This window comes from Nocardia sp. 852002-51101_SCH5132738 (assembly GCF_001665695.1).
In the GTDB taxonomy this organism is placed as follows: Bacteria; Actinomycetota; Actinomycetes; order Mycobacteriales; family Mycobacteriaceae; genus Nocardia; species Nocardia nova.
In genome coordinates this window covers 101,602-123,967 of the sequence record NZ_LZML01000201.1, presented here as the reverse complement: position 1 = coordinate 123,967, position 22,366 = coordinate 101,602, and the positions used below count along the sequence as shown (strand labels likewise).

Genomic DNA, 22,366 nt, shown 5'->3' with positions numbered 1-22,366 from the left:
CGGCCGACGTCGACCAGTGCCGCCTCGCGGGCGGTGGGCAGAGCGTAGGACGGTATCCCTTCGGGAAGATCGAAATTGCCTGTCCACCAGCGTAATTCGTTCTGGTACGGGGTGTCGAACTGTTGCAGGGCGGCGGTCTGCTCGGAAGCGGCGGCGAGCCGGGGCCGCACCGAATCGTCGACGGCGTTCAGGTGCACACCGTCCACCTCGGACACCTCACGCAGCTGTCGCACCAGCTCCGGCCGGTCCGGCGCCGACATCGGGAGCCGGTCGGTGCGGCGCGCGCGGATCGCGGCGGCGAGGGCGCGTTCGCGATCCGAAGGCGCGCGGGGCGGCTCGAATTCGGCGACGGCCAGCAGGTCGTGCAGCCCTTCCTCGGGCACATAGGACACCGCGATGGGATGCCCCTGCTCGGCGAAGGCGATCCGGGCGTGGTGCAGGTTGGCGCCGCAGCTGATCAGCTCCTGGCGCCCGCTCGGATCGGCCACCTTCAGTTGCCGGGTGGAATCACTGAACAGGTGCAGCCGGGTGCCGTCGAAATCCCAGCGCCAGGGCTGGGTGTTGTGCACGGACGGGGCGCGGGCGGCCAACTGCAGGGCCGCGACGATCGTCGAGCGGTCGGGAACGTGCTGCATGATGCCTCCCAGAGCGATATTTCGTCGGGTGCATTCGTCGGAGTATCGCCAGTATCGCAGTTGTCACCATCCCGGCCGGTAGGGTGGGGGTGTCTTCGCCCTGGAACGTTCGTGAACCGCTCGGAAGGTGGGACGCATGGCTTCGAAGGCGCCCGTGGTGGTGGGAGTCGACAGTTCCGACGATGCGCTGCGGGCCGCGCGCTGGGCCGCCGATGATGCGGCGCTGCACCGGGTTCCGCTGGAGGTGGTTTCGGCGGTGCCGCCGGTTCCGGAGGACCGCGCCGGCGACGAGGGCGTGTGCGCCTACCACGAGCGCACCCGCGAGCAGGCCCAGCGCGCGGTCGCGGCGGCCGCTCGGGTGGCGGCCGATATCGCCCCGAAGATCGATATCGACACCGCCGTCATCGATGCGCCGATCATTCCCGCGCTGCTGTCCCAGGCCGACGAGGCTCGTCTGGTGGTGGTCGGCGCGCGAGGACTCGGGGCCTATCAGCGCAGCCTGCTCGGTTCGGTCAGCACCGCACTGGTGCGGCACGCTCGCGGCCCGGTCGCCGTGGTGCCGGCGGATCCGCTGCTCGGGTCCGAGCGGCCGGTGCTCGTCGGATACGACGATTCCCCGTGCAGCGCACAGGCTCTCGCGATCGCCGTCGACGAGGCGCGGCGGCGCCGGACCGATCTGGTGGTCGTACACACCTGGCAGCGGTTCGGCGACTACCCGTCCCCGGCGGCCCTCGAAGAGGAGGGAAATCGGCTCCTCGACGCCGCCCTGGCCGCGCACGAGGATCCGGACGAACCGATTGCGGTGCGCCGGGTCGTCGTCGAGGATCGGCCGGTGCGGCGCCTCCTCCGCGAATCCGCCGCGGCGCAGCTCGTCGTGGTCGGCAGTCACGGTAAGGGCGGATTTCCCGGAATGACGTTGGGCTCCACCAGTCAGGCGCTGATGCACAGCGTCGAATGCCCGATCATCATCGCCCGGCCCCGGAGCGAATGATCAGGCGGTGAGCTCGGCAAGCAACTTCCAGGTGCGCAGCTGATCGTCCTCGCCGGCGAGATCGGTCTGGTGGATCAGCAGCTCGGTGGCACCGGCATCGACATACGCCTGGAGGCCGCGGGTGACATGGTCCTCGTCGCCGATCAGCGCCACATCGACCGCGTGGGCGAGGCCCTCGCGGTCGAGAACCGCGCGGTAGGAATCGAATTGTTCGTAGAACGCCAGCGCGTGCGCCGCGGTCTCGCGCACCTGCTCGGCGCGATCGGTGACGATCGCGACCACACCGGCGACCACCTGTAGCGGCCGCACCGGATTCGCCGGGCGGGCCTGCTGCAAAGTAGGCACGATATGCGATTCCAGCGTGCGCGGCCCGGCGAGGAACGGCAATACGCCGTCGGCCGATTCGCCCGTGGCCCGCAACGCTTGCGGCCCCATGGCTGCCACGAGCAGGGGGATATTGCTGCCGCCGTGCACCGTCGTCGGTATCGGCGGGCGGGCGTACACCCGCTCGCCCTGTACGTCGACGGTGCCGTCCTCGATGGCCTGGCGCAGCGCGATCAGATATTCGCGCAGCCGCCGCACCGGCTTGTCCTCGCGGATGCCGAATGCCGCCGATTCCAGTGGGGGAGCGCCCAATCCGATGCCCAGGCGGAAGCGGCCGCCCGACGCGGCCTGTGCGGTCTGGGCCTGCGACGCGACGACCAGCGGATGGCGCGGATTGATCGGCACCACGGAGGTGCCCACCCCGATCTCCGGTACGGCGAGCCCGACCACCGCCGCGAGGGTCAGCGCATCGAGATCGAATTTCTGTCCGAACCACACCGAACGCACACCCGTGCGCTGCGCCTGCGTGGCGAGCCGGAGGACCTCGTCGACGTCGTTGGCCGCATCGGGCCGCGGCCAGACCGAAACCCCGATCGGAACTGAAAGACTCATCGGATCGAGGCTAGTGCGCGCATCGGGCGATCCCACCCTTGTGCTCGGACGGATCGAAACCGTTGCGATGCTGCCCTTTGCGGGTCGCGGGCGCTCGGCCTGTCCGATTTTCGCGGTTTTGCCGGGTTACCATCGCACGATGGGGCGTCGAGTATCGGGTGTGCTGGCCTTCGCTGTCCTGGTCCTGATCGCGATCGCGACGGCCTGGGAGCAACAACCGCACGGATATCGCGACGCCGCGGCCCCTGCGACGGAATTCGGTGCCGCCCGTGCGCTGGCGACGATCCGGGAGATCGCCTCGCGGCCACACCCCGTCGGCACCGCCGAACACGACCGGGTGCGCGAGCATCTGGTGGGCAAGCTGCGAGAACTGGGGCTGGACACCGATGTTCGCTACGGCGTGGGCAAGTATCCGGTGGATCCGCATCGTGCGGTAGCGGTGCTCGGGCAGACCGGAAATATCGTCGCCCGCTGGCCGGGACGCGCCGCTACGGGAACCGTTTACCTTGTCGCGCATTATGATTCGGTGCCGTCCGGTCCCGGTGCGAACGACGACGGGGTCGGTGTCGCCACCGTTCTGGAAGCGGTGCGTGCGCTGCGGGCGAGCGGACTGCAGCCGCGCAACGATCTCGTGGTGCTGCTCACCGACGCCGAAGAGGTGGGTCTGCTCGGCGCCGAGGCCTTCGCGACCTCCGGCGGCGCCGACCCGCGCGGCGGAGTGGTGATCAATCACGAGGCGCGCGGCGCCGGTGGTCCGCCGATGCTGTGGCGGATCAGTCACCCCGACGCCGGGCTGATCAGTGTGGTCACCGGAGTACCGCATCCGAACACCGATTCGCTGTCCACGACCCTGGGCGGGGATCAGACCGGGAGCAATACCGATTTCGCGGCGCTGGACCCCCACGGCTTCCGGGTGCTCGACTGGGCCTTCGCCGGTCGGAACGCCTACTACCACAATCCGTTCGACGACCCCGACCACGTCGACCTGGCCACCGTGCAGCAATTCGGCGACAACACCACCGCCGCGGCGCGCGAATTCGCGGCGCGGGATCTGCGGACCGCGGCCGATCAGCCGAATCGCGCGTACTTTCCGCTGCCGTTCGGTGAGCTGGTGGTGCTGCCGCTGTGGCTGGTGGTCGTGGCGGCGGTGGCTTCGGTGCTGCTCGCGGCGTGGGTGGTGTGGCGGATCCGCCGGACCGGTGAGGCGACGATCGGCCGGACTCTGGGCGCGGCGGCAACCGCTCTGGTGGCGGTTCCGATCGGAATGGGCGTCGTCTACGGATTGTGGAAAGCGATCACCGCGATCCGCCCGGAGTATCGCGCGCTGTTCGTCGATCCGTACCGCCCGCAGTTCTACGCCGCGGCCGTGGTGATGGCGTGTGTGGCGGTACTCGCCGCTTGGTATGCGCTGTCGCGTCGACTGTTCGGGCCCTCCGCGACCGCCGTGGGCGTGCTGTGCGCGGTGACGGCGATCGGTGCGGTGGTCACGGCTGCGGCGCCGGCCGCGGGTGTGATGGTGGTGGTTCCGGCCCTCGCCGCTGTCGTCGGCGTCGCGCTGACCTTCGCGGTGCCCGACCGCCTGCGGTTGCCGGTGCTCACACTGTTCCTCGTCCCGGCGGCGGTCTTCGCCGGCGGCACCGCGTACGCGGCGCTGCAGACCGGACTCGCCGCCGCCGCATATCTCACCGCGCCCGTGGTGCTGATACTCGGCGGCTTGTTCACCCTCACCCTGACCCACGCGTGGCCGAGCCGTCAGGGCGTCCTTATCCCCGCGGCGGCGGTGGTCCTCACGGTGGCGCTCGCGGCGGCCGGGACGGTCGTCGACCGGTTCGACGCGCGGCATCCACTGATGTCGCAACTGTCCTATGCGCTCGATGCGAACAGCCGCGAGGCGCAGTGGATTTCCGCCGAGGCCCCGGATCGATGGACCCGCGGTTTCGTCGAATCCGGCTCGCCGCCCGGGGCATTCGCGCAGTTGTGGACCGACGCGGCATCCGCCGGCGCCGCCCCGGCGCACGATCTCCCCGGTCCTGTCGCCGAAGTCCTTTCCGACCGCACCGAGGCGGATCTGCGCACCGTGCGGCTGCGGCTGCGATCCACCCGTGGGGCCACCTCCGTCGCGCTGCGGTATACCGGGCCGGTGCGCGCACTCACGGTCGCGGGACGCGACATCAACCCGGTGCCCGCCCAGGGGGTCCGGTTCTACGCGCCGCCCGCCGAAGGGGTCGATATCCAACTCACGGCGCCGGCCGGACCGCTCACTCTCCGGGCGGTCGATTACAGCCGGCTACCCGATGCTCATCTCGCCGACGCACCGGCCGACATCTACTACCGCCAGGACAGTACGGTCGCGGTGTTCACCACCCTCCGGTTGTGAACACCGTGCCGGCGAATCAGGCTCCGGCCACGCCTTCGGCATAGTCGGCCGGGTCGAAACGCCGTGTCTTCCATCGGAAGAGCAGCGTGGCGCCGGGCCAGTTGTTGGTGATGCGGCCCGAGGCGTTGCGATACCAGCTGGAGCAGAAGTTCCACGGCGTGTCGGCCAGGCGCTTGCGCAGCCAGTCGTCCCAGGCCTGTTCGGCAGCGGGCTGTGCGGCGAGGAAGTGTCCGGGTTTGGCGGACAGATACTCCACCACCTGCCGGATGTAGCGGGCCTGTGATTCCAGCATGTAGATGATGGAGCCGGACCCCACATTGGTGTTGGGCCCGTACATCATGAACAGATTCGGGAAGCCCGGCACCGACATGCCCAGGAATGCCCGCGCACCCTCCGGCGCCCATTCGTCGGACAGTTTGCGACCGCCGAGGCCGTAGATGTTCATCGGCGCGAGGAATTCGGTGCCCTTGAATCCGGTGCCGTAGATGATCACGTCCACCGGATGCTCGACGCCGTCGGCGGTGCGGATTCCGTTCGCCGTGACCGCCTCGATCGCGGTGGTCTCCACGCTGACATTGGGCTGGGCGAGTGCGGGAAAATACTCGTTGGAGAACAGGCCGCGCTTACAGCCGGCGGCGTAGTCCGGAGTGAGCTTGGCGCGCAATTGTTCATCGGGCACGGCGTTGGCGCGATGCCGGTCGGCGATCGCGACCACCGGATGTTTGATCCACGGCACGTCGGTCAGCGCCAGCGCCATCACCTCGAAGAAGGTCCAGATGGCGAAGCGTTCGGCCCACCGGCTGGGCGGAAAGTACTTGAACAGCGCGTGATGCAGGCCCGTGTATTCGGTGTCGAATTTCGGCAACACCCAGGCGGCGGAGCGCTGGAACAGGGTCAGATGCCCGACCGTCGGCTGAATGGCCGGAATGTATTGGATCGCACTGGCTCCGGTGCCGATGCACGCCACCCGCTTGCCCGTGAGATCGACGCTGTGGTCCCATTCGGCGGAGTGGAAGGCGGGACCGGTGAAGGTGTCGATGCCGGGGATATTCGGCATCGCCGGCCGCGAGAGCTGGCCCACCGCGGGAATCAGCACGTCGGCGGTGAGGGTCTCACCGTCCGCGGTGCGCACCTGCCAGACGCCGCGGGCCGGATCGAATTCCGCGTCGGTGACCTCGATGCCGAAGCGGATCTTGCGCGGCAGATCGTGCTTCTCGGCGACCGCGCGCATATACGCGTGGATGTCGCGCTGCTGCGAAAACCGGCGAGGCCAATCGGATTTGGGTTCGAACGACCACGAGTACAGCGGCGAGGGCACATCGCAGGCCGCGCCCGGATAGGTGTTCTCGCGCCAGACGCCGCCCAGATCGGCGGCCTTTTCGACGATGGTGAAGTTGTCGATACCGGCGCGCTGTAATTCCAGCGCCATGCCGAGGCCGGCGAATCCGGCGCCGATGATCACGATGGACGGCGTGGCAGTCATAGTCGAAGAGTAGAGCGCCGGGCGGTCGGTTCCGAGAGATCAGCGGCCAATGAATCAATATTTCCGGCCACGCTGCGGTGGCCGCAGTGGACCGGACATGTGACTCCGCTGGACAGTTCCGGCCCGCCGAACCTACTATCTATACCAGTTCCTCTTCAAAAAGCCTGTCCCGGTGGGTATTTGGCGTTTCGACGGCGCTGCAGGGGGTGTCGTCGCGCGTCCGGCGGCCATTCGGGACGGATCTGCCGTATCCGGGTGCACCCGGACGGCAGGGACGGCTGCCCGTGGCGATCAGGCGTTCGCCACGGGCGGCCGATTCATCCCCATGCCCGCGCTGTTCGCGCCGCGTGTCGCGGGAAAAGTGGACCATCTGGTCGGCCCGATAATCGCTACGTCCGGTTTCGGCTATCCTCGCGGCAGGTGTGACGTCGTTCACCGGTGAAGGAGTGCGGTTACTGATGTTGAGCACGATGCAGGACGAGCAACTGTCGCTGGCCACTCTGCTGCGATATGCGTCCACGTTCCACGGCGATGCCACGGTGTCGACCTGGACGGGCGACGGGGTTCGGACCATGACCTATCGGGAATTGGGCGCGGAATCGGCGCGGCTGGCCAACGCGCTGCGCGGGCTGGGGATCGACGTGGGCGACCGCGTCGCCACGTTCATGTGGAACAACAACGAACATATGGTCGCCTACGCCGCCGTTCCCGCGATGGGCGCCGTGCTGCACGCGCTGAACCTGCGGCTGTTCCCCGAGCAGGTCACCTACGTGGCCAATCACGCCGAGGATCAGGTCGTGATCGTCGACGGCTCGCTGCTGCCGATGTTCGCCAACTATCTGCCCACGCTGAAGACCGTCCGCCACGTCATCGTGGCCAACGGCAATGCCGCGGATCTGACCGCGCCCGAGGGCGTGCAGGTGCACTCCTACACGGAACTGCTTGCGGGACAACCCGATACCTACGATTTCCCGGTCGTCGACGAACGCTCCGCGGCCGGCATGTGCTACACCTCCGGCACCACCGGCGACCCCAAGGGCGTGGTGTACTCGCACCGGTCCAATGTCCTGCACGCCATGCAGGTACTGACCAACGCGAGTATGGGATTCACCTCCTCCGACACCGTGCTGGCCATCGTGCCGCTGTTCCACGCCAACGCCTGGGGTCTGCCCTACGCCGCGATGCTGTCGGGGGCGAGCGTGCTGATGCCCGACCGCTTCCTGCAGCCGGCGCCGCTGCTGGAGATGATGGCCGCGGTGCAGCCGACCTTCGCCGCCGCGGTGCCGACCATCTGGGGTGGCGTGCTGGCGCAGTTGGACGCGAAGCCGCAGGACATCAGGCATCTGCGCGAGGTGGTCGTCGGCGGGTCCGCGCTGCCGCCGTCGATGATGCGGGCCTTCCAGGAAAAGCACGGGGTGCGACTGCTGCACGCCTGGGGAATGACCGAGACCTCGCCGCTGGGCAGCGTCGCGCACCCGCCGAAGGGTGTGACGGGCGAGGACGAATGGGAGTACCGCTACACGCAGGGCCGGTTCCCGGCCCTGGTCCAGGCGCGCCTGGTCGGCGACGACGGCTCGGTGCTGCCCAACGACGGCGAGGCCGTGGGCGAACTCGAGGTGCGCGGTCCGTGGATCGCCGGGGCCTATTACTCACCGGAGGGTGCGTCCGTCGACCCCGACAAATTCGACGACGGCTGGCTGCGCACCGGCGACGTCGGCAAGATCACGCCCAACGGCTATCTCACGCTGGTGGACCGGTCCAAGGATGTGATCAAGTCCGGCGGCGAATGGATCTCCTCGGTGGATCTGGAGAACGCGATCATGGGTCATCCGGCCGTCGCGGAGGCCTCGGTTATCGGGGTGCCGGACGAGAAGTGGGACGAGCGGCCGCTGGTCGCGATCGTCCTCAAGGAGGGCGCGAGCGCCGACCCGGCCGAGCTGCGTGATTTCCTGGCGGACAAATTCGCCAAGTGGCAGCTGCCCGAGCACTGGACCTTCATCGACGAGGTGCCCAAGACGAGCGTCGGAAAATTCGACAAGAAGCGGTTGCGGGCGCGCTACGCCGACGGCGAATTGAGCGTCACGACGCTGTGACATAGGGCGTTCCGACGCTGTGACACTGAGCGTCCCCACGCTGTGACACAGAGCGTCCCGACGCTGTGAACGATCCCGCAGCCGCGGCCGGAACATCCGGCCGCGGCTGCGGCGTGAGCGGGGCCGGTTGTGCCCGCCCGTGCCGGTCGGCGGGGATCACCGAACCTGTTGGCGCTATGTCAACAAGGTGTCGTAGGCTGAGCACCGACGTCCGGTGGGCGTTCGATCACGTGCAGAAAGGGTTGGCGATGACCGAGACGAGCAGCGCCGAGACGAACAACGACACCCCCGCGTTCGCGGATGTCATGAACGGCGCGCTGGAGTTCACCATCCCGATCGCGCACAAGATGGGTGTCAAGGCACTCGAGGTGCGGCCCGGATTCGCGGCCACCACCGTGCCGATCGAGGGCAACGGCAACCACTTCGGCGTCATGTACGCCGGCGTGCTGTTCACCGTCGCGGAAATTCTCGGCGGTGCGATTCCGATCGCCACCTTCGACAACGCCAAGTACTACCCGCTGGTGAAGGACCTGCAGATCTTCTTCCGCAAGCCGGCGAAAACCGATGTACGCGCCGAGGCTTCGCTGTCGGAGGAGGAGATCGCGCGGGTGATCGCCGACGCCGAGGCCAACGGTAAGGCCGATTTCACCCTCGAGGCCACGGTGACCGACGCCGACGGCGTGGTCGTGGCCGAGACCCGCGGGCTCTACCAGTTGCGCGCACACGGAAAGTAGGAAGTCCGGCAGGAGCGACTCCCCCGCACGGCTGCGGTCGACCGATCGTGCGCGGCGGGGTTACGGTGAGGGCGCGTACCGTCGAAGGGGCGGTGTTGTATGCGCCCGACAGGGGAGCCCGCGTGGCCACGCAGCCGTAGCCTCCTCGCGGACCCCCGGCTCCACCGGGCGGGGACAGAGAGGTCCGGGGTCATGGGCGTGCACCGCCATCCGATGCGAGACAGTCGGCGCGGCAGGGGGATTCGAGCATGACGGTGAATCTGTTACGCACGGTGATCGCACGGGCGTGGTCCGAGCTGGATTATCTGCGGCTGGCAATCGGCAGTGGCGTGATCGGCATCGACTCGCCGTTGACGTTGCTGTCCGCGGGCGACGCGCTACTGCGTCACGGTGCCCTGCCCGCGCTGCTGCGGCTCGCCGCCGGCCGCTACGGCGATCGCGCCGCCGTGATCGACGACCTCGGCACGCTGAGCTATCGGGAACTCGACGACCGCTCCAACCGCCTGGCCAACGAATGGCGCAAGCGCGGATTGCGCACCGGCGAGGGCGTGGCGATTCTGGCCCGCAATCACCGCGGTCTGCTCGACGCGGTCTTCGCCGCGGCCAAGTGCGGGGCCCGGATCATCCTGCTGAACACCGACTTCGCCGGGCCACAACTACGCGATGTGCCCGCCCGGGAGGGGGCGGATCTGCTGGTGTACGACGAGGAGTACGAATCCATCCTCGGCGATCTGAGCCCCGAGCGAGGAGCGTATCGGGCCTGGTCGGAGACCGGGCACACCTCCAGCCTGGAATCGCTGATCACCGCCGGCTCGCCCGCCACGCCGCCGTTCTCGCGCTCCGGCGCCAAGATCATCCTGCTGACCAGCGGCACCACCGGCACACCCAAGGGCGCGCCGCGGTCGGAGCCGCGTTCGCTGGAACCGCTCGGCGCGATTCTCAGCAAGGTGCCGTTCCGGACCCGCGAGGTGACCGAATGCCCGGCGCCGCTGTTCCACACCCTCGGCTTCGCGATGTCGTTGCTGGCCATCGGTTTCGGCTCGACACTCGTGATCCGGCGGCGATTCGATCCGCAGCGAGTGATCGACAGCATGGCCGAACATCACGCGACCGCGCTGATCGTGGTGCCGGTGATGCTCGCGCGCATGGTCGAACTGGGGCCGGAGGCGGTGAGTGAGCGGGATCTGTCGGCGCTGCGCATCGTTTTCGTCGCCGGATCGCAGTTGGGCGCCGAGTTGTGCCGGCGGGTGACCGCCATCTTCGGGCCGGTCGTCTACAACCTGTACGGATCCACCGAGGTCGCTTACGCCACCGTCGCCACGCCGGAGGATCTGGCGGACGAACCTGGATGTGTGGGCTCACCCGTGGCGGGCGCGGTAGTCGAGATCCTCGACGGGCAGGGCGAGCCGGTGCCGCCGGGGACCACCGGGCGGATCTTCGTCCGCAACGCGATTCCCTTCGACGGCTATACCGGTGGCGGCGGCAAGGAGCAGATCCGCGGGCTGATGTCCACCGGCGATGTCGGTCATTTCGATTCCGCCGGAAGGCTTTTCATCGACGGCCGCGACGACGACATGATCGTCTCGGGCGGGGAGAACGTGTTCCCGGCCGAGGTCGAGGAATTGCTCGACGCGCATCCGGACGTGCGAGAGGCTGCGGTCATCGGCGTGCCCGACGACGAATACGGCGCCCGGCTGGTCGCTTTCGTCGTCCGCACCACCGAAACCCTCGGCGCGGAGGAGATCAAAGCGCATGTGAAGTCGAACCTGGCGCGTTACAAGGTGCCTCGCGAGGTGGTGTTCATCGACGAGCTGCCGCGCAACCCCACCGGAAAGGTCCTGAAGCGCCGGCTGCGGGAATGGGGAGCGGGCGGCGAAGCGTAACGCCGGTTCCGGCGCCGGACGCACCGGCGCCGGAACCGCACGGGTCAGCAGTTACGCAGTTCCGGGCTCTGATTGAGCAGTTGAGCGCGGGTGGAGATGAAGGTCGAGTAGGTGTCGCCGCCGACGGCGGACAGCGGGAAGGCCGCCACCCGATGGCAGTTCTGGAAGGCCAGCTTGATGCCGAAATGCCGCTCCAGGCTGCCGCGAATCGAATCCGACGCCATCGCGCGCAGCAGTTGGCCGCGGGCTGTCTCGTCCGGCGGGGGTACCTGGTTGTCCACGAATTCTGCTGTGCCGGAACGCAAGTCGGCGGCCACTCGGCTGACGACCTCGTAGGCGTACGGCAGGGAGGTGCGAACGCATTCGACGAATTCCTCGTCGCTGACCGGACCGCTTTCGGCGCGTTCGAGCAGTGCGGCTGGGACATCCAATGACATGACGCTCTCCTCGTGGGATGGCGGGTGATGTCCCACGAGTCTAAACGAAAAACGTTGTCAACAAGACGGGAATGGCCGCGAAAGTGCCGATTGCAGAGCGGCTTTCGCTTCTTCCGTGAGCTTGCGTACCAGGTCGGCGGCCGGAACGGCCTCCGCGAGGGTATGTGCCTGCCCGGCCCACAGATTCACCGCGTCCGGGTTGTCGGCGGCGCGGGCCTCGGCTCGCAACGGTCCGGTGGCGTAATGGATTTCGGGGTAGGCCGCAGGCGCGTCGGGGTTGTCGAGCATGAATTGATTGCGCAGGCCGCGGGCTCGGCGGCCGCTGAAGGCGCGGGTCAGCATGGTCGGGGTTTCGATCTCCAGCGCATCGCGGTGCAGTGCCGAGGTGCCCGCCTCCGGACAGCGGAGGAAGGCCGTGCCCAGCTGTGCGGCCGCGGCGCCGGCGGCGAGGACCGCGGCGATACCCGCGCCGGTGGCGATGCCGCCTGCCGCGACCACCGGCGCCTCGACCGCTGCGCGCACCAGCTGAACCAGTGTCAGGGTGGTGAGCGGATCGGCCACGTCCTCCTCGGGCCGGTCGGCGAAACCGCCCCGATGTCCGCCGCCCTCCGCGCCCTGGGCGACGAGGACGTCTGCACCCGTCTCGGCCGCGACCCGGGCCTCCGGCACCGAGGTCACCGTGACCCACACCTCGGATCCGGCGCGATGCAGGCGCTCGATCTCGGCCTCCGAGGGGCAGCCGAAGGTGCACGAGACCACCGCCACCGGCTCGGCGGTGAGCAGGTCGAGCTTCTCGTCCCAGGCGTCGGCGTCGAAACGTGCCTCGCCGAGCGGGAAGCGGCGGCTGAGCCGGTCGAGGTAGGCCGCGAAGTGTTCCGGCGGCGTGGGCGCGCCCGGAACGAACAGGTTCACGCCGAAGGGCGTCTCGGTGAGTTCGCGCAGCGTCGCGATGCGCGCGGCGGTATCGGCGGCACTCAGATATCCGGCGGCGAGGAATCCCAGGCCGCCCGCCTCGCCGACAGCGGCGGCGAGTTCCGGGGTGGACGGGCCGCCGGCCATCGGCGCCAGCACGATCGGGGTGCGCACGTTGTCGAGGATCACCTGTTCAGTCTGAACCCGGCCGTGGTCCTCGATAACGGCGCCCACGGCACCAAGATCAGCCTTCCACCTGCGAATTCCTCCGAGGAGGTTGCGAAAAGGTCACGACGGAGTACAGTTTCCGTCACAACAGATGCCGAATCGTTACCGAATGTGAGGTTTCGACCCGGCGCCGCCACCGAGTTGATCGACGCTAGGACGAGCCTTGCCGCAGCACCGTGAGACATCCAGTTCCGTATCCGTTCAGGACCTCCTCGGTGACATCTACGCCGGTGACGGCGCTGCCGAGCGTCCCACCCGCCACCGCGCCCAGCCGCGCACGGGCGACCGGATGAAGCTCGCCGCCAGCGCCGCCGTCGCGACCGGCGCGCTGATCGGCACCGCCACTCAGTTCGCGCACGCCGCGCCGCTGCTGCCCGGCGGCCACAACGACACTCCCGAGCCGGTCGCGCTGAAGTCGGCCTCCGAACCCGCGCACGAGGCCGAACAGCAGGCCGCGCCCGTCGCGGCCCCGGTCGCCGCCGAGACGCCGGCCGCGCCGCAGGCCCAGCCGGTGGCCGCGCCCGCGCCGTTCGGTCTGCAGAATCTGCCGCCGGAGGTCGCCGGTCCGCTCTCGCACGCCGAAGAGGTGCTGAAGGGTATTCAGCAGCAGCTCGCACCGGCCCAGGCCGTGCGACCGGTGGCCGGGGTCGTCAGTTCCGGCTTCGGATCCCGATGGGGCGCCATGCACTACGGTGTCGACTTCGCCGACGCGATCGGTACTCCTATTCATTCGGTGGAGAACGGCACGGTGATCGATGCCGGTCCCGCCTCGGGCTTCGGGCTGTGGGTCCGGGTGAAGCAGGACGACGGCACCACCGCGGTGTACGGCCACGTCAACGACATCCTCACCCACGTAGGCCAGCGGGTGAACGCCGGCGACGTGATCGCCACCGTCGGCAACCGTGGCAACTCCACCGGCCCGCACCTGCATCTGGAGATCTGGGATCCCAGCGACGTCAAGATCGATCCCGCTCCCTATCTGGCGAGCAAGGGCGTCGTCCTGTCCCAGCAGTCGTGGGGGGCGGGCGAATAGCGCCCGCGCTGTCGTCGGCCGCCCGGCTCGGCCGGCCGCGGGGGGTTGATGCATTGACTGGTTTGTACGAGCTGTTCGACTCCGGATCCGTGCACGGCCGCACCTATACCGCTCTGGTGCAGCATCCGCGGTCCAGCCTGTCGGAGCTGGCGCAATATCTGGAGTGTTCCCGCGAGTCCGTCGCGGCGGCCCTGGACGAACTCTGTGAGATGCAGGCCGTGGTCCGCATCGAAATCGGTGACTCCGTCCGCTGGGACGCGCATGCCCCCGAGGCCCTGTCGGAAGCCGAATCCCGCCGCCGCCAGGCCGAAACCGCGCGCATGCACGAGGCCGCGGCCCGGCTGGGCGAGACCTTCCGCTCGGTGCGCCGCACCACCCGCGGCGACGGCACCGTCGTGCCGATGTACGAGGCCCGCGAGGTGGTCGCCGAATTCGAGGATCTGCAGCGCGCCGCGCGCAGCCGGATCCGGATGATCGACCGGGGCCCGTATCTGTGCGAAGGCGAACGCGCCGCACGGCTGTTCGATCTGCGCTCGGCGCGGATGTCGGCGGGCGTTCGCTACCAGACGCTCTATCAGGACACCATCTATCAGGATCCCGATCGGCTGCGCTTCGCGCTGCAGGCCAATACCGCCGGGGCGCAGGCGCGCACGTTGCCCGATCCGCCCTTCAAGGTGATCATCGCCGACGACGACCGCGCGGCGCTGATGCTGCACCACGACGAACGCCGCGGCGATCCGATGGGGCTGCGCATCGCGGCCTGTCCGACGCTGGACGCGATCGTGCACACCTTCGAGGTGTTGTGGTCGCTGGCCGCGCCGATCTCGGTGAATCCGGACCAGCCGCTGGACGAACGCGACCGGGCCATTCTGACCCTCATGGGCCTGGGCGCGACGGACGACACCATCGCCCGGCGGCTGGGCATGTCCCGGCGCACGGTGGTGCGGCGGACCGCGAGCCTGCTGGAGCGACTGGGTGCCAGCACCCGGTTCCAGGCGGGCGTGCAGGCGATCCGCCGCGGCTGGCTGTGACAAGCTGGGGACCTACTGTGACCAGTGCCACGGAAGTCGACACGAAGCGCAACATCGAGGCACCCTGGCAGCGATGAGTACTAGGAGTACCGGCGGGTCACCAGTTCGATCCGGCGCACCACGCCGTGCTCGCCATCCTTATATGATTGCTCGGACCGCGCGAGGGGGTGTTCGACCGTGCGGACCTGCTGGACGCGAGAGGTGAAGACACTCGAATGGATACTGCCCGCCGTTCCGCTCGTGGAGGTCGTCGCCGCAGGTCGGGCAGCCCCCTTTTCGGCCAGCTGCTGACCGCTGCGGTCGAATCCGCCGCCGATGCGGTGGCGATCCGGTTCGCGCCGACCGATGATCCGGCCGACGCGCGGCAGCTGACCTATCGAGAGCTCGACGAGGGATCGTCGCGCCTGGCCCGGGAACTCATCTCCCGCGGCATCGGCGCCGGCGACGTGGTGGCTATCGGCATCGCCCGCTCGATCGAATCCGTCCTCGCGGTCTGGGCGGTCGCCAAGGCGGGCGCGGCCTACGTTCCGGTCGACCCGGCCTATCCGCCCGAGCGCATCGCGCATATCGTCGCCGACTCCGGCGCGGTACTCGGCCTGACCACCGGAGCCCATCGCCGGGCGCTGGGGACGGGTGTGTACTGGCTCGAACTCGACGATCCGGTCGTGTCGGAACGAATCGGCGCGCGCCCCGCCCATCCGATCTCCTACACCGACCGGGTCCGCCCGCTCACCGAGGATCACCCGGCCTACGTGATCTACACCTCGGGCTCCACCGGTCGTCCCAAGGGCGTCGTGGTGACCCATGCCGGACTCGGCGGTCTGGTCGCGGCCGAGCGCGAGCACTACGGCGTGACCGAGGATTCCCGAGTCCTGCACGTCTGTTCGCCGAACTTCGACGTCTCCGTTCTGGAACTGCTGTTGGCCTTCTCGTCGGGTGCGACCCTGGTGGTCTCGCCGCCGGAGGTGTTCGGCGGTTTCGAGCTGGCCGATCTGCTGCGCCGCGAACAGGTTTCGCACATGCTGATCACCCCCGGCGCGCTGGAGTCGGTCGACCCGGCCGGACTGCCCGACCTCGAGGCCGTCGTCGTGGCCGGCGACAAGTTCGGCCCGGAACTGGTGGGCCGCTGGGCGCGCGACGGGCGGCGCTTCTACAACGGCTACGGCCCGACCGAGGCGACGATCCTCGCCACCTCCAGCGCGGAAATGATTGCCGGCGAGCCGATCACGATCGGCACCCCGATCGCCGGCGTCGGCGCGTTCGTGCTGGATTCGCGGCTGCGACCGGTGCCCGCCGGGGTGGTCGGCGAGCTGTATCTGGCGGGTCCGGCGCTGGCACAGGGATATCTGGGCCGCCCGGGGCTCACCGCGGAACGGTTCGTGGCCAGTCCCTTCGGCGCCGAAACCGGCAGGCCCGGTGCCCGGCTGTATCGCACCGGCGACCTGGTGCGCCGCAACGAGTCCGACGGCACCATCGAATATCTGGGCCGCTCCGATTTCCAGGTCAAGATTCGCGGCTTCCGCATCGAACTGGGCGAGATCGACAACGCGCTGACCGCGCATCCGGATATCGATTTCGCCGCCACCATCGGCCGCACGCTGCCCTCCGGCGCGACGGCGCTGGTGTCGTACGTGTTGCCGCGTCCCGGTGCGGCGCTCGATATCGCGACCCTCGACGATTTCCTGGCGGCCTCGTTGCCCGCCTACATGATTCCCGCGGCGATCATGCCGCTGGAGGAGATTCCGCTGACCCCGGTCGGCAAACTCGACCGCGCCCGGCTGCCGGAACCGACCTTCGCCGCACGCGAATTCCGCGCTCCCGCCACCCCGGTGGAGGAGATCGTCGCCGAGGTGTTCGCGGCTCTGCTCGTTCCCGGCGAGGGCGACAATCCCGGCCGGGTCGGCGCCGACGACGACTTCTTCGAACTCGGCGGCAACTCCCTGCTGGCCGCGCAGGCGGCGGCCCGGATCGGCTCGGCCCTGGGCGCCCGGGTGCCGGTGCAGCTGTTGTTCGAGGCATCGACCGTGGCCGCACTGGCCGAACAGGTGGAACGGCACGCCGGAACCGACACCGGCGAGCGGTTGCGGCCGATGCCGCGGCCCGAACGCATCCCGCTGTCCTATGCCCAGCAGCGGATGTGGTTCCTCAACCGCTTCGATCCGGCGGGCGCGGTCAACAACATCCCGGTCGCGGTGCGGCTGAGCGGACGCCTCGACGTGGACGCGCTGCGGTCCGCGGTGCGCGATCTGGTGGAGCGCCACGAAGTGCTGCGCACCATCTATCCGGAACTCGACGGCGAGGGCTACCAGCGGGTGCTGCCCGTCTCGGATCCCCGGGCGATCCCCGAGATTCCCCTGGTCGAAGCGCGCGAGGACGAGGTGGCCGCCCTGGTCGCCGAAACCGTCTCGGGCGGCTTCGATGTGACGGCCGCGCCGCCGGTGCGCCTGCGGGGGCTGCGCGCGAGCGAGACCGAACACGTCCTGGTGTGCGTGGTGCACCACATCGCCGGTGACGGCTTCTCGATGGCCCCGCTGACCCGCGATCTGATGACCGCCTACCTCGATCGCGTGCGCGGCGGTCATCCGGAATGGACGCCGCTGGCCGTCCAGTACGCCGATTACGCCCTGTGGCAACGGGAAACGCTGGGTAGCGAGGACGATCCGGAGTCGGTGCTCGCCGCGCAGATCGACTTCTGGCGGCGCGAACTCGCCGCGCTGCCCGAACAGCTGGACCTGCCGGCCGACCGGCCGCGTCCGACGGTCGCGTCCTATCGCGGCGCCACGCTCGACTTCGAGATCGCCCCGGATGTGCACGCGGCGCTGAACCGCCTTGCGCACCAACATCATTCGACGTTGTTCATGGTGGTGCACGCCGCGCTCGCGGTGCTGCTCGCCCGGCTGTCGGGCACCCGCGACATCGCGATCGGCACCCCGGTCGCCGGGCGCGGTGAGGCGGCGCTGGACGAGCTGATCGGCATGTTCGTCAACACCCTGGTGCTGCGCACCGAGATCGACCCGGCGCGCAGTTTCGAGCAGGTACTGGCCGACGTCCGCGGCACCGACGTGGCGGCGTTCGGCCACGCCGATGTGCCGTTCGAGCGGCTGGTCGAGATCCTGGATCCGGCGCGTTCGGCCGGGCGGCATCCGCTGTTCCAGGTGATGCTGACCTTCCAGAACCTGGCCCGCACCGAATTGGAGCTGCCCGGGCTGGCGGTTTCCGGTGTCGACCTCGACATCGAGCTGGCCAAGTTCGATTTGCAGCTGGCGATGGCCGAGCGGATCGACGCACATGGTGTGCCGCAGGGGATTTCGGCCGCCTTCAGCTACGCCACCGACCTGTTCGACGAGGCGACGGTGCGCGATTTCACCGATCGGTTCACGCGCATCCTGAACGCCGTCGCCGCCGACGCCGCGGCCGTGGTGGGCGATATCGATGTGCTGGCCCCCGGGGAGCGCGAACTCGTTCTGCACGAATGGAATTCGCCCGGCGCGCCGGTGCCGCCGGTGACCCTGGTCGATCTGATCACCGCACAGGTCCGGCGCCGGCCGGGCGCGGTGGCGGTCCGCTTCGGTGACACCACCCTCACCTTCGGAGATCTGCACCAGCGCGCGAGCCAGGTGGCCCGGGCGCTGATCGCCCAGGGCGTCGGGCCGGAATCGCTGGTGGCCGTGGCGGTGCCGCGCACCGAGGAACTGCCGGTCGCGCTGCTCGGCGTGCTCCTCGCCGGTGCCGCCTATCTGCCCATCGACACCGGTTATCCGGTGCAGCGGCTGGAATTCATGCTCGGCGACGCCGCGCCGGCATGTGTGCTCACGACCGCCGAGCTGCGGGAGGCGGTGCCCGCCGCCGGCCTGGCGACGGTGCTGCTGGAGGAGACCGGCAACTTCGCCGGCGGTCCGATCACCGACGCCGAGCGGCTCGCCCCGCTGCGACCGGCCGATCTGGCCTACGTCATCTACACCTCGGGCTCCACCGGTGTGCCCAAGGGGGTCGGCGTCACCCACCGCAACGTGCTGGAACTGTTCGCCAACACCCAGCTGCTGTTCGACTTCGACGAAACCGACGTGTGGACGCTGTTCCACTCCTTCGCCTTCGACTTCTCGGTCTGGGAACTGTGGTGTTCGCTGGCCAACGGCGGTGCGGTCGTGGTGGTCGACCACCTGACCTCGCGATCGCCGGAGCTGTTCCGCGAGTTGCTGATTCGCGAGCAAGTCACCGTGCTGAACCAGACGCCCTCGGCGTTCTATCAGCTCGCCGAGGCCGACCGCGCGGCACACAGCCACACCGGTGACGCCGCGGTGACGGTCGCGGCCAAATTCGCGTTGCGCTACATCGTCTTCGGCGGTGAGGCGCTGGATCTGCGTCAGCTCGCGCGCTGGTACGAGCGGCACGGCTCCACCACCCCGCAGCTGGTGAACATGTACGGCATCACCGAGACGACCGTGCACGTGTCGTTCCTGGCGCTGGACGAGGGTCTGGCCGACCATCCGGCCAGCGTCATCGGCCGGGCGCTGCCGGGCCTCGAGACCTATGTGCTCGACGACCGGCTGCATCCGTCGCCGGTCGGCGTGGCCGGTGAGATGTACATTGCCGGACAACAACTGTCGCGCGGCTATCTCGGCCGTCCGGGCTTGACCGCGGCGCGGTTCGTGGCCAATCCGTACGGTGCGCCCGGTTCCCGGATGTATCGCTCCGGCGATATCGGCCGCTGGGCCGGTTTCGACGGCGAGGCCGCGCTGGAATACGCGGGACGCAGCGATCAGCAGGTGCAGCTGCGCGGCTTCCGCATCGAACTCGGCGAAATCGAGGCCGCGCTGCTGCGCTGCACCGGTGTCGCGCAGGCGGTGGCGATGGTCCGCACCGCAGAGCACTCCGGTGAGCGGCTGGTGGGTTACGTTGTGCCCGAGGCTGGTTCGTCGCTCGATCCGCTCGCGCTGCGCGCCGAGGTCGGCGCCTTCCTGACCGGCTACATGGTGCCCGACGTGGTGGTCGTGCTCGACGCGCTGCCGCTGACCCCGAACGGCAAACTCGATCGTCGTGCCCTGCCCGAACCGGCGGTCGTCAGCGCGGCCGCCTTCCGGGCGCCGAGTACGCCGATCGAACAGGCCGTCGCCGACGTGTTCGCCGATCTGCTCGGTGTCGCCGGTGCGGAGACGACCGGCGTCGGCCTCGACGACGACTTCTTCGCCCTCGGCGGCAATTCGCTGCTCGCGACCCGTGCGGTGGCTCGCATCAACGAGGCGCTCGACGCGAACCTCGTGGTCCGGGAGCTGTTCGAGGCCTCGAGCGTGGCAGCCCTCGCGGCGCGGATCGTGCCCGGCGCGGCCGCCGGTGCGGTGCGCCCGCGCCTCGAGCCTGCCGCGCGTGGGGAGCGGATTCCGCTGTCGCCGGCCCAGCAGCGGATGTGGGTGATCAACCAGCTCGATCCGCAATCGCCGGGCTACAACATTCCGCTGGCGATCCGGCTCACCGGCGATCTCGATGTGGACGCGTTGCGCCAGGCGGTCGCCGATGTCGTGGAGCGGCACGAGGTGCTGCGCACCCGCTACCCCGCCGGCGGTCCGGGCGGGCTGCCGTATCAAGAGATCCTCTCGGTCCGCGAGGCGCTGCCGGAGGGCCTGCCGGTCGAGGACACCGCCGAGCCGATCGACCGCATCGCCGCGCTCATGGCGACCGGATTCGATGTGACCCAAGAGGTTCCGGTGCGCGCCCTGCTGCTGCGCAGCGGGTCCGACCAGGTGCTGGCGCTGGTGATCCACCACATCGCCGGCGACGGTTCCTCGATGGCCCCGCTGGCCCGCGATCTGATGACCGCCTATGTGGCCCGCACCGGCGGCCGCGAACCGGGCTGGGCGCCACTGGAAGTCCAGTACGCCGATTTCGCGATCTGGCAGCGCCGGGCCATCGGCACCGACGACGATCCGGATTCGGTGGCGGCGAAGCAGCTCGCCTACTGGCGGGATCGGCTCGCCGGGGTGTCCGGTTCGGCGCTGCTGGCGCCCGATCATCCGCGTCCGGCCGTGCCGTCGATGCGCGGCGAATCGATCGGTTTCGCGATCCCGGCCACGGTGCACGAAGGCCTGGTCCGGATTGCGCGAGAACACAATTCGTCGCTGTTCATGGTGGTGCACGCCGCGCTCGCGGTGCTGCTGGCCCGGCAGTCCGGTACCGCCGATGTGGTGGTCGGCACGCCGATCGCGGGCCGCGGCGAGCGCGCACTCGACGATCTGGTCGGCATGTTCGTCAACACGCTGACGCTGCGCACCGGTGTCGACACCACCGACACCTTCGACGCGCTGGTGGAAACCGCCCGCGACACCGATCTGGCGGCCTTCGCGAACTCCGATATCCCGTTCGAACGGGTCGCCGAGGTGGTGGCTCCGGGACGAGGTGGTGCGCAGAGCCTGTTCACGGTGGTGCTGTCGTTCCAGAACACGCAGCAGCCGTCGCTGGAACTGCCGGGCCTGTCCATCGCCGCACTCGACACCGATGCCGTGGCGGCGAAGTTCGATCTGCAGGTCACGGTCGAGCCGCGCCACGAATCCGACGGCTCACCGGCGGAACTGGTCACGGTCTTCACCTACGCGCGGGAACTGTTCGATCCCGCGACGATGCGCACCCTGGGTGATCGATTCGAGCGCATCCTCGCGGCGGTGGCCGCCGACCCGCAGATCCTGCTCGGCGCGATCGACCTGCACGACGAGTCGGAGGTTGTGGTCGAGGCGGCCCGCACCGAACCGGCCGAGACCGGCTCCACCGTCGGCACCGCGCTGGCGCAGGCGCTGGCCGCCGCCGTCGAGGACGACCCCGAGGGGCCGGCGCTGGCCTGGGGCGAGGAGGCGGTCTCGTATCAGGAGCTCGACGCCCGCTCCTCCCGGCTGGCCCGGGCCCTCATCGGTCGCGGCTGCGGCCCGGGTAGCGGGGTCGCGGTGCGGCTCGAGCGCGGTATCGAGTCGGCGGTCGCGGCCTGGGCGGTGCTCAAGGCCGGTGCCGCACTGGTCCCGGTCGTCGACGGCGGCGAACTGCCGTCGGAGCTGGAGATCAAGACCGGCGTCACCGTGGCCGCGGCCCGCCCGAAGGCGGGGCCGAACGGTATCGACTGGCTGGTCCTCGACGATGCGGCGGTCGCCGCCGAGATCGCGGGTGAGTCGGCGCGGCCGGTGACCTACGCCAACCGCACCCGGGCGCTGCGCGGCGCCGATCCGGCCTTCGTCGGCGCGGAGGGCACCCACAGTTACGACGCGCTGGCCGCCGCGGTCGACCGGTTGCGGGCCCGCACCGAGCTGGACTTCGAATCTCGCACCTTCCGGCAGGGCCGGGCCGACGGTATCGCCGCCCTGCTCGAGGTGGTCGGCGCGGGGACGACCGGTGCGTCGATGGTGTTGCCGGCCGAGGTCGGCACCGACGGGCTCGCCGACGAATGGGTCACCCACCTGTTCACCGATCGTGCCGGTCTGGACCGGCTGGATCCGGAACCGCTGGAAGACCTGCGGGCCGTGGTGCTCGAGGACGGGCCGGCGCCGGCGGCCTTCGGTTCAGCCGGGCTGGTACTGCTGCCGGACAATGTGCTTCGCTGAGCAACCGGTGGCACGA

The 22,366-nt window shown here is 69.4% G+C and carries 12 protein-coding genes and 1 pseudogene; 8 read left to right on the top strand and 5 right to left on the bottom strand.

The annotated features are described in order from the left end of the window. A pseudogene (locus A5789_RS31315) lies at nt 1–635 on the bottom strand (hypothetical protein); the annotation flags it as partial. A 136-nt stretch (nt 636–771) separates the two neighbouring features. Here A5789_RS31315 and A5789_RS31310 point away from each other — a divergent pair. Next, entirely contained in the window at nt 772–1,626 is an 855-nt protein-coding gene (locus A5789_RS31310; protein ID WP_063017649.1) for a universal stress protein, read from the top strand. On the opposite strand, the gene A5789_RS31305 is transcribed toward A5789_RS31310, so the two are convergent. Continuing rightward, nucleotides 1,627–2,562: a TIGR03564 family F420-dependent LLM class oxidoreductase gene (locus tag A5789_RS31305; protein ID WP_063017669.1), complete on the bottom strand. Its 936-nt coding sequence runs from the start codon at nt 2,560–2,562 to the stop codon at nt 1,627–1,629. Nucleotides 2,563–2,701: 139 nt separating this feature from the next. Between A5789_RS31305 and A5789_RS31300 the strand changes: the two genes are divergently transcribed. Next, a complete protein-coding gene (locus A5789_RS31300; protein ID WP_193615455.1) occupies nt 2,702–4,939 on the top strand; it encodes a M20/M25/M40 family metallo-hydrolase in 2,238 nt (745 codons plus the stop codon). A gap of 16 nt (nt 4,940–4,955) precedes the next feature. On the opposite strand, the gene A5789_RS31295 is transcribed toward A5789_RS31300, so the two are convergent. Further along, entirely contained in the window at nt 4,956–6,422 is a 1,467-nt protein-coding gene (locus A5789_RS31295; RefSeq protein WP_030513333.1) for an NAD(P)/FAD-dependent oxidoreductase, read from the bottom strand. 458 nt (nt 6,423–6,880) lie between these two features. Here A5789_RS31295 and A5789_RS31290 point away from each other — a divergent pair, with 458 nt between their 5' ends. The 3 genes from A5789_RS31290 to A5789_RS31280 all read left to right on the top strand — a co-directional run bounded on the left by A5789_RS31290 (nt 6,881) and on the right by A5789_RS31280 (nt 11,132). After that, nucleotides 6,881–8,515: a long-chain fatty acid--CoA ligase gene (locus tag A5789_RS31290; protein ID WP_064905238.1), complete on the top strand. Its 1,635-nt coding sequence runs from the start codon at nt 6,881–6,883 to the stop codon at nt 8,513–8,515. 248 nt (nt 8,516–8,763) lie between these two features. Then, the gene (locus A5789_RS31285; RefSeq protein ID WP_064905159.1) at nt 8,764–9,249 is read left to right on the top strand and encodes a YiiD C-terminal domain-containing protein; all 486 of its coding nucleotides are present in this window, start codon (nt 8,764–8,766) and stop codon (nt 9,247–9,249) included. A 248-nt stretch (nt 9,250–9,497) separates the two neighbouring features. Beyond that, a complete protein-coding gene (locus A5789_RS31280; RefSeq protein ID WP_064905161.1) occupies nt 9,498–11,132 on the top strand; it encodes an acyl-CoA synthetase in 1,635 nt (544 codons plus the stop codon). A gap of 44 nt (nt 11,133–11,176) precedes the next feature. On the opposite strand, the gene A5789_RS31275 is transcribed toward A5789_RS31280, so the two are convergent. Further along, nucleotides 11,177–11,569: an SCO5389 family protein gene (locus A5789_RS31275; protein WP_064905163.1), complete on the bottom strand. Its 393-nt coding sequence runs from the start codon at nt 11,567–11,569 to the stop codon at nt 11,177–11,179. A 57-nt stretch (nt 11,570–11,626) separates the two neighbouring features. Continuing rightward, nucleotides 11,627–12,670 carry a nitronate monooxygenase gene (locus A5789_RS31270; RefSeq protein WP_193615456.1) on the bottom strand — a complete coding sequence of 348 codons (1,044 nt, stop codon included), beginning with the start codon at nt 12,668–12,670 and terminating at the stop codon, nt 11,627–11,629. A gap of 202 nt (nt 12,671–12,872) precedes the next feature. On the opposite strand from A5789_RS31270, the gene A5789_RS31265 reads away from it, so the two are divergent. The 3 genes from A5789_RS31265 to A5789_RS31255 all read left to right on the top strand — a co-directional run bounded on the left by A5789_RS31265 (nt 12,873) and on the right by A5789_RS31255 (nt 22,350). After that, nucleotides 12,873–13,742, top strand: a complete 870-nt coding sequence (locus tag A5789_RS31265) for a M23 family metallopeptidase (RefSeq protein WP_064905166.1) — start codon at nt 12,873–12,875, stop codon at nt 13,740–13,742. A gap of 53 nt (nt 13,743–13,795) precedes the next feature. Beyond that, on the top strand, nt 13,796–14,773 hold the full coding sequence (locus A5789_RS31260; protein ID WP_063017860.1) for a LuxR C-terminal-related transcriptional regulator: 978 nt from the start codon (nt 13,796–13,798) through the stop codon (nt 14,771–14,773). A gap of 215 nt (nt 14,774–14,988) precedes the next feature. Then, a complete protein-coding gene (locus tag A5789_RS31255) occupies nt 14,989–22,350 on the top strand; it encodes a non-ribosomal peptide synthetase (protein WP_064905168.1) in 7,362 nt (2,453 codons plus the stop codon). Nucleotides 22,351–22,366: the final 16 nt, after the last annotated feature.

Excerpts from the sequence above, each read along its gene's own strand:
- A5789_RS31290 (WP_064905238.1), top strand. The coding sequence starts at position 6,881 with ATGTTGAGCACGATGCAGGACGAGCAACTGTCGCTGGCCACTCTGCTG.
- A5789_RS31300 (WP_193615455.1), top strand. The coding sequence starts at position 2,702 with ATGGGGCGTCGAGTATCGGGTGTGCTGGCCTTCGCTGTCCTGGTCCTG.
- A5789_RS31275 (WP_064905163.1), bottom strand. The coding sequence starts at position 11,569 with ATGTCATTGGATGTCCCAGCCGCACTGCTCGAACGCGCCGAAAGCGGT.
- A5789_RS31295 (WP_030513333.1), bottom strand. The coding sequence starts at position 6,422 with ATGACTGCCACGCCGTCCATCGTGATCATCGGCGCCGGATTCGCCGGC.
- A5789_RS31305 (WP_063017669.1), bottom strand. The coding sequence starts at position 2,562 with ATGAGTCTTTCAGTTCCGATCGGGGTTTCGGTCTGGCCGCGGCCCGAT.
- A5789_RS31255 (WP_064905168.1), top strand. The coding sequence starts at position 14,989 with ATGGATACTGCCCGCCGTTCCGCTCGTGGAGGTCGTCGCCGCAGGTCG.
- A5789_RS31310 (WP_063017649.1), top strand. The coding sequence starts at position 772 with ATGGCTTCGAAGGCGCCCGTGGTGGTGGGAGTCGACAGTTCCGACGAT.
- A5789_RS31285 (WP_064905159.1), top strand. The coding sequence starts at position 8,764 with ATGACCGAGACGAGCAGCGCCGAGACGAACAACGACACCCCCGCGTTC.
- A5789_RS31280 (WP_064905161.1), top strand. The coding sequence starts at position 9,498 with ATGACGGTGAATCTGTTACGCACGGTGATCGCACGGGCGTGGTCCGAG.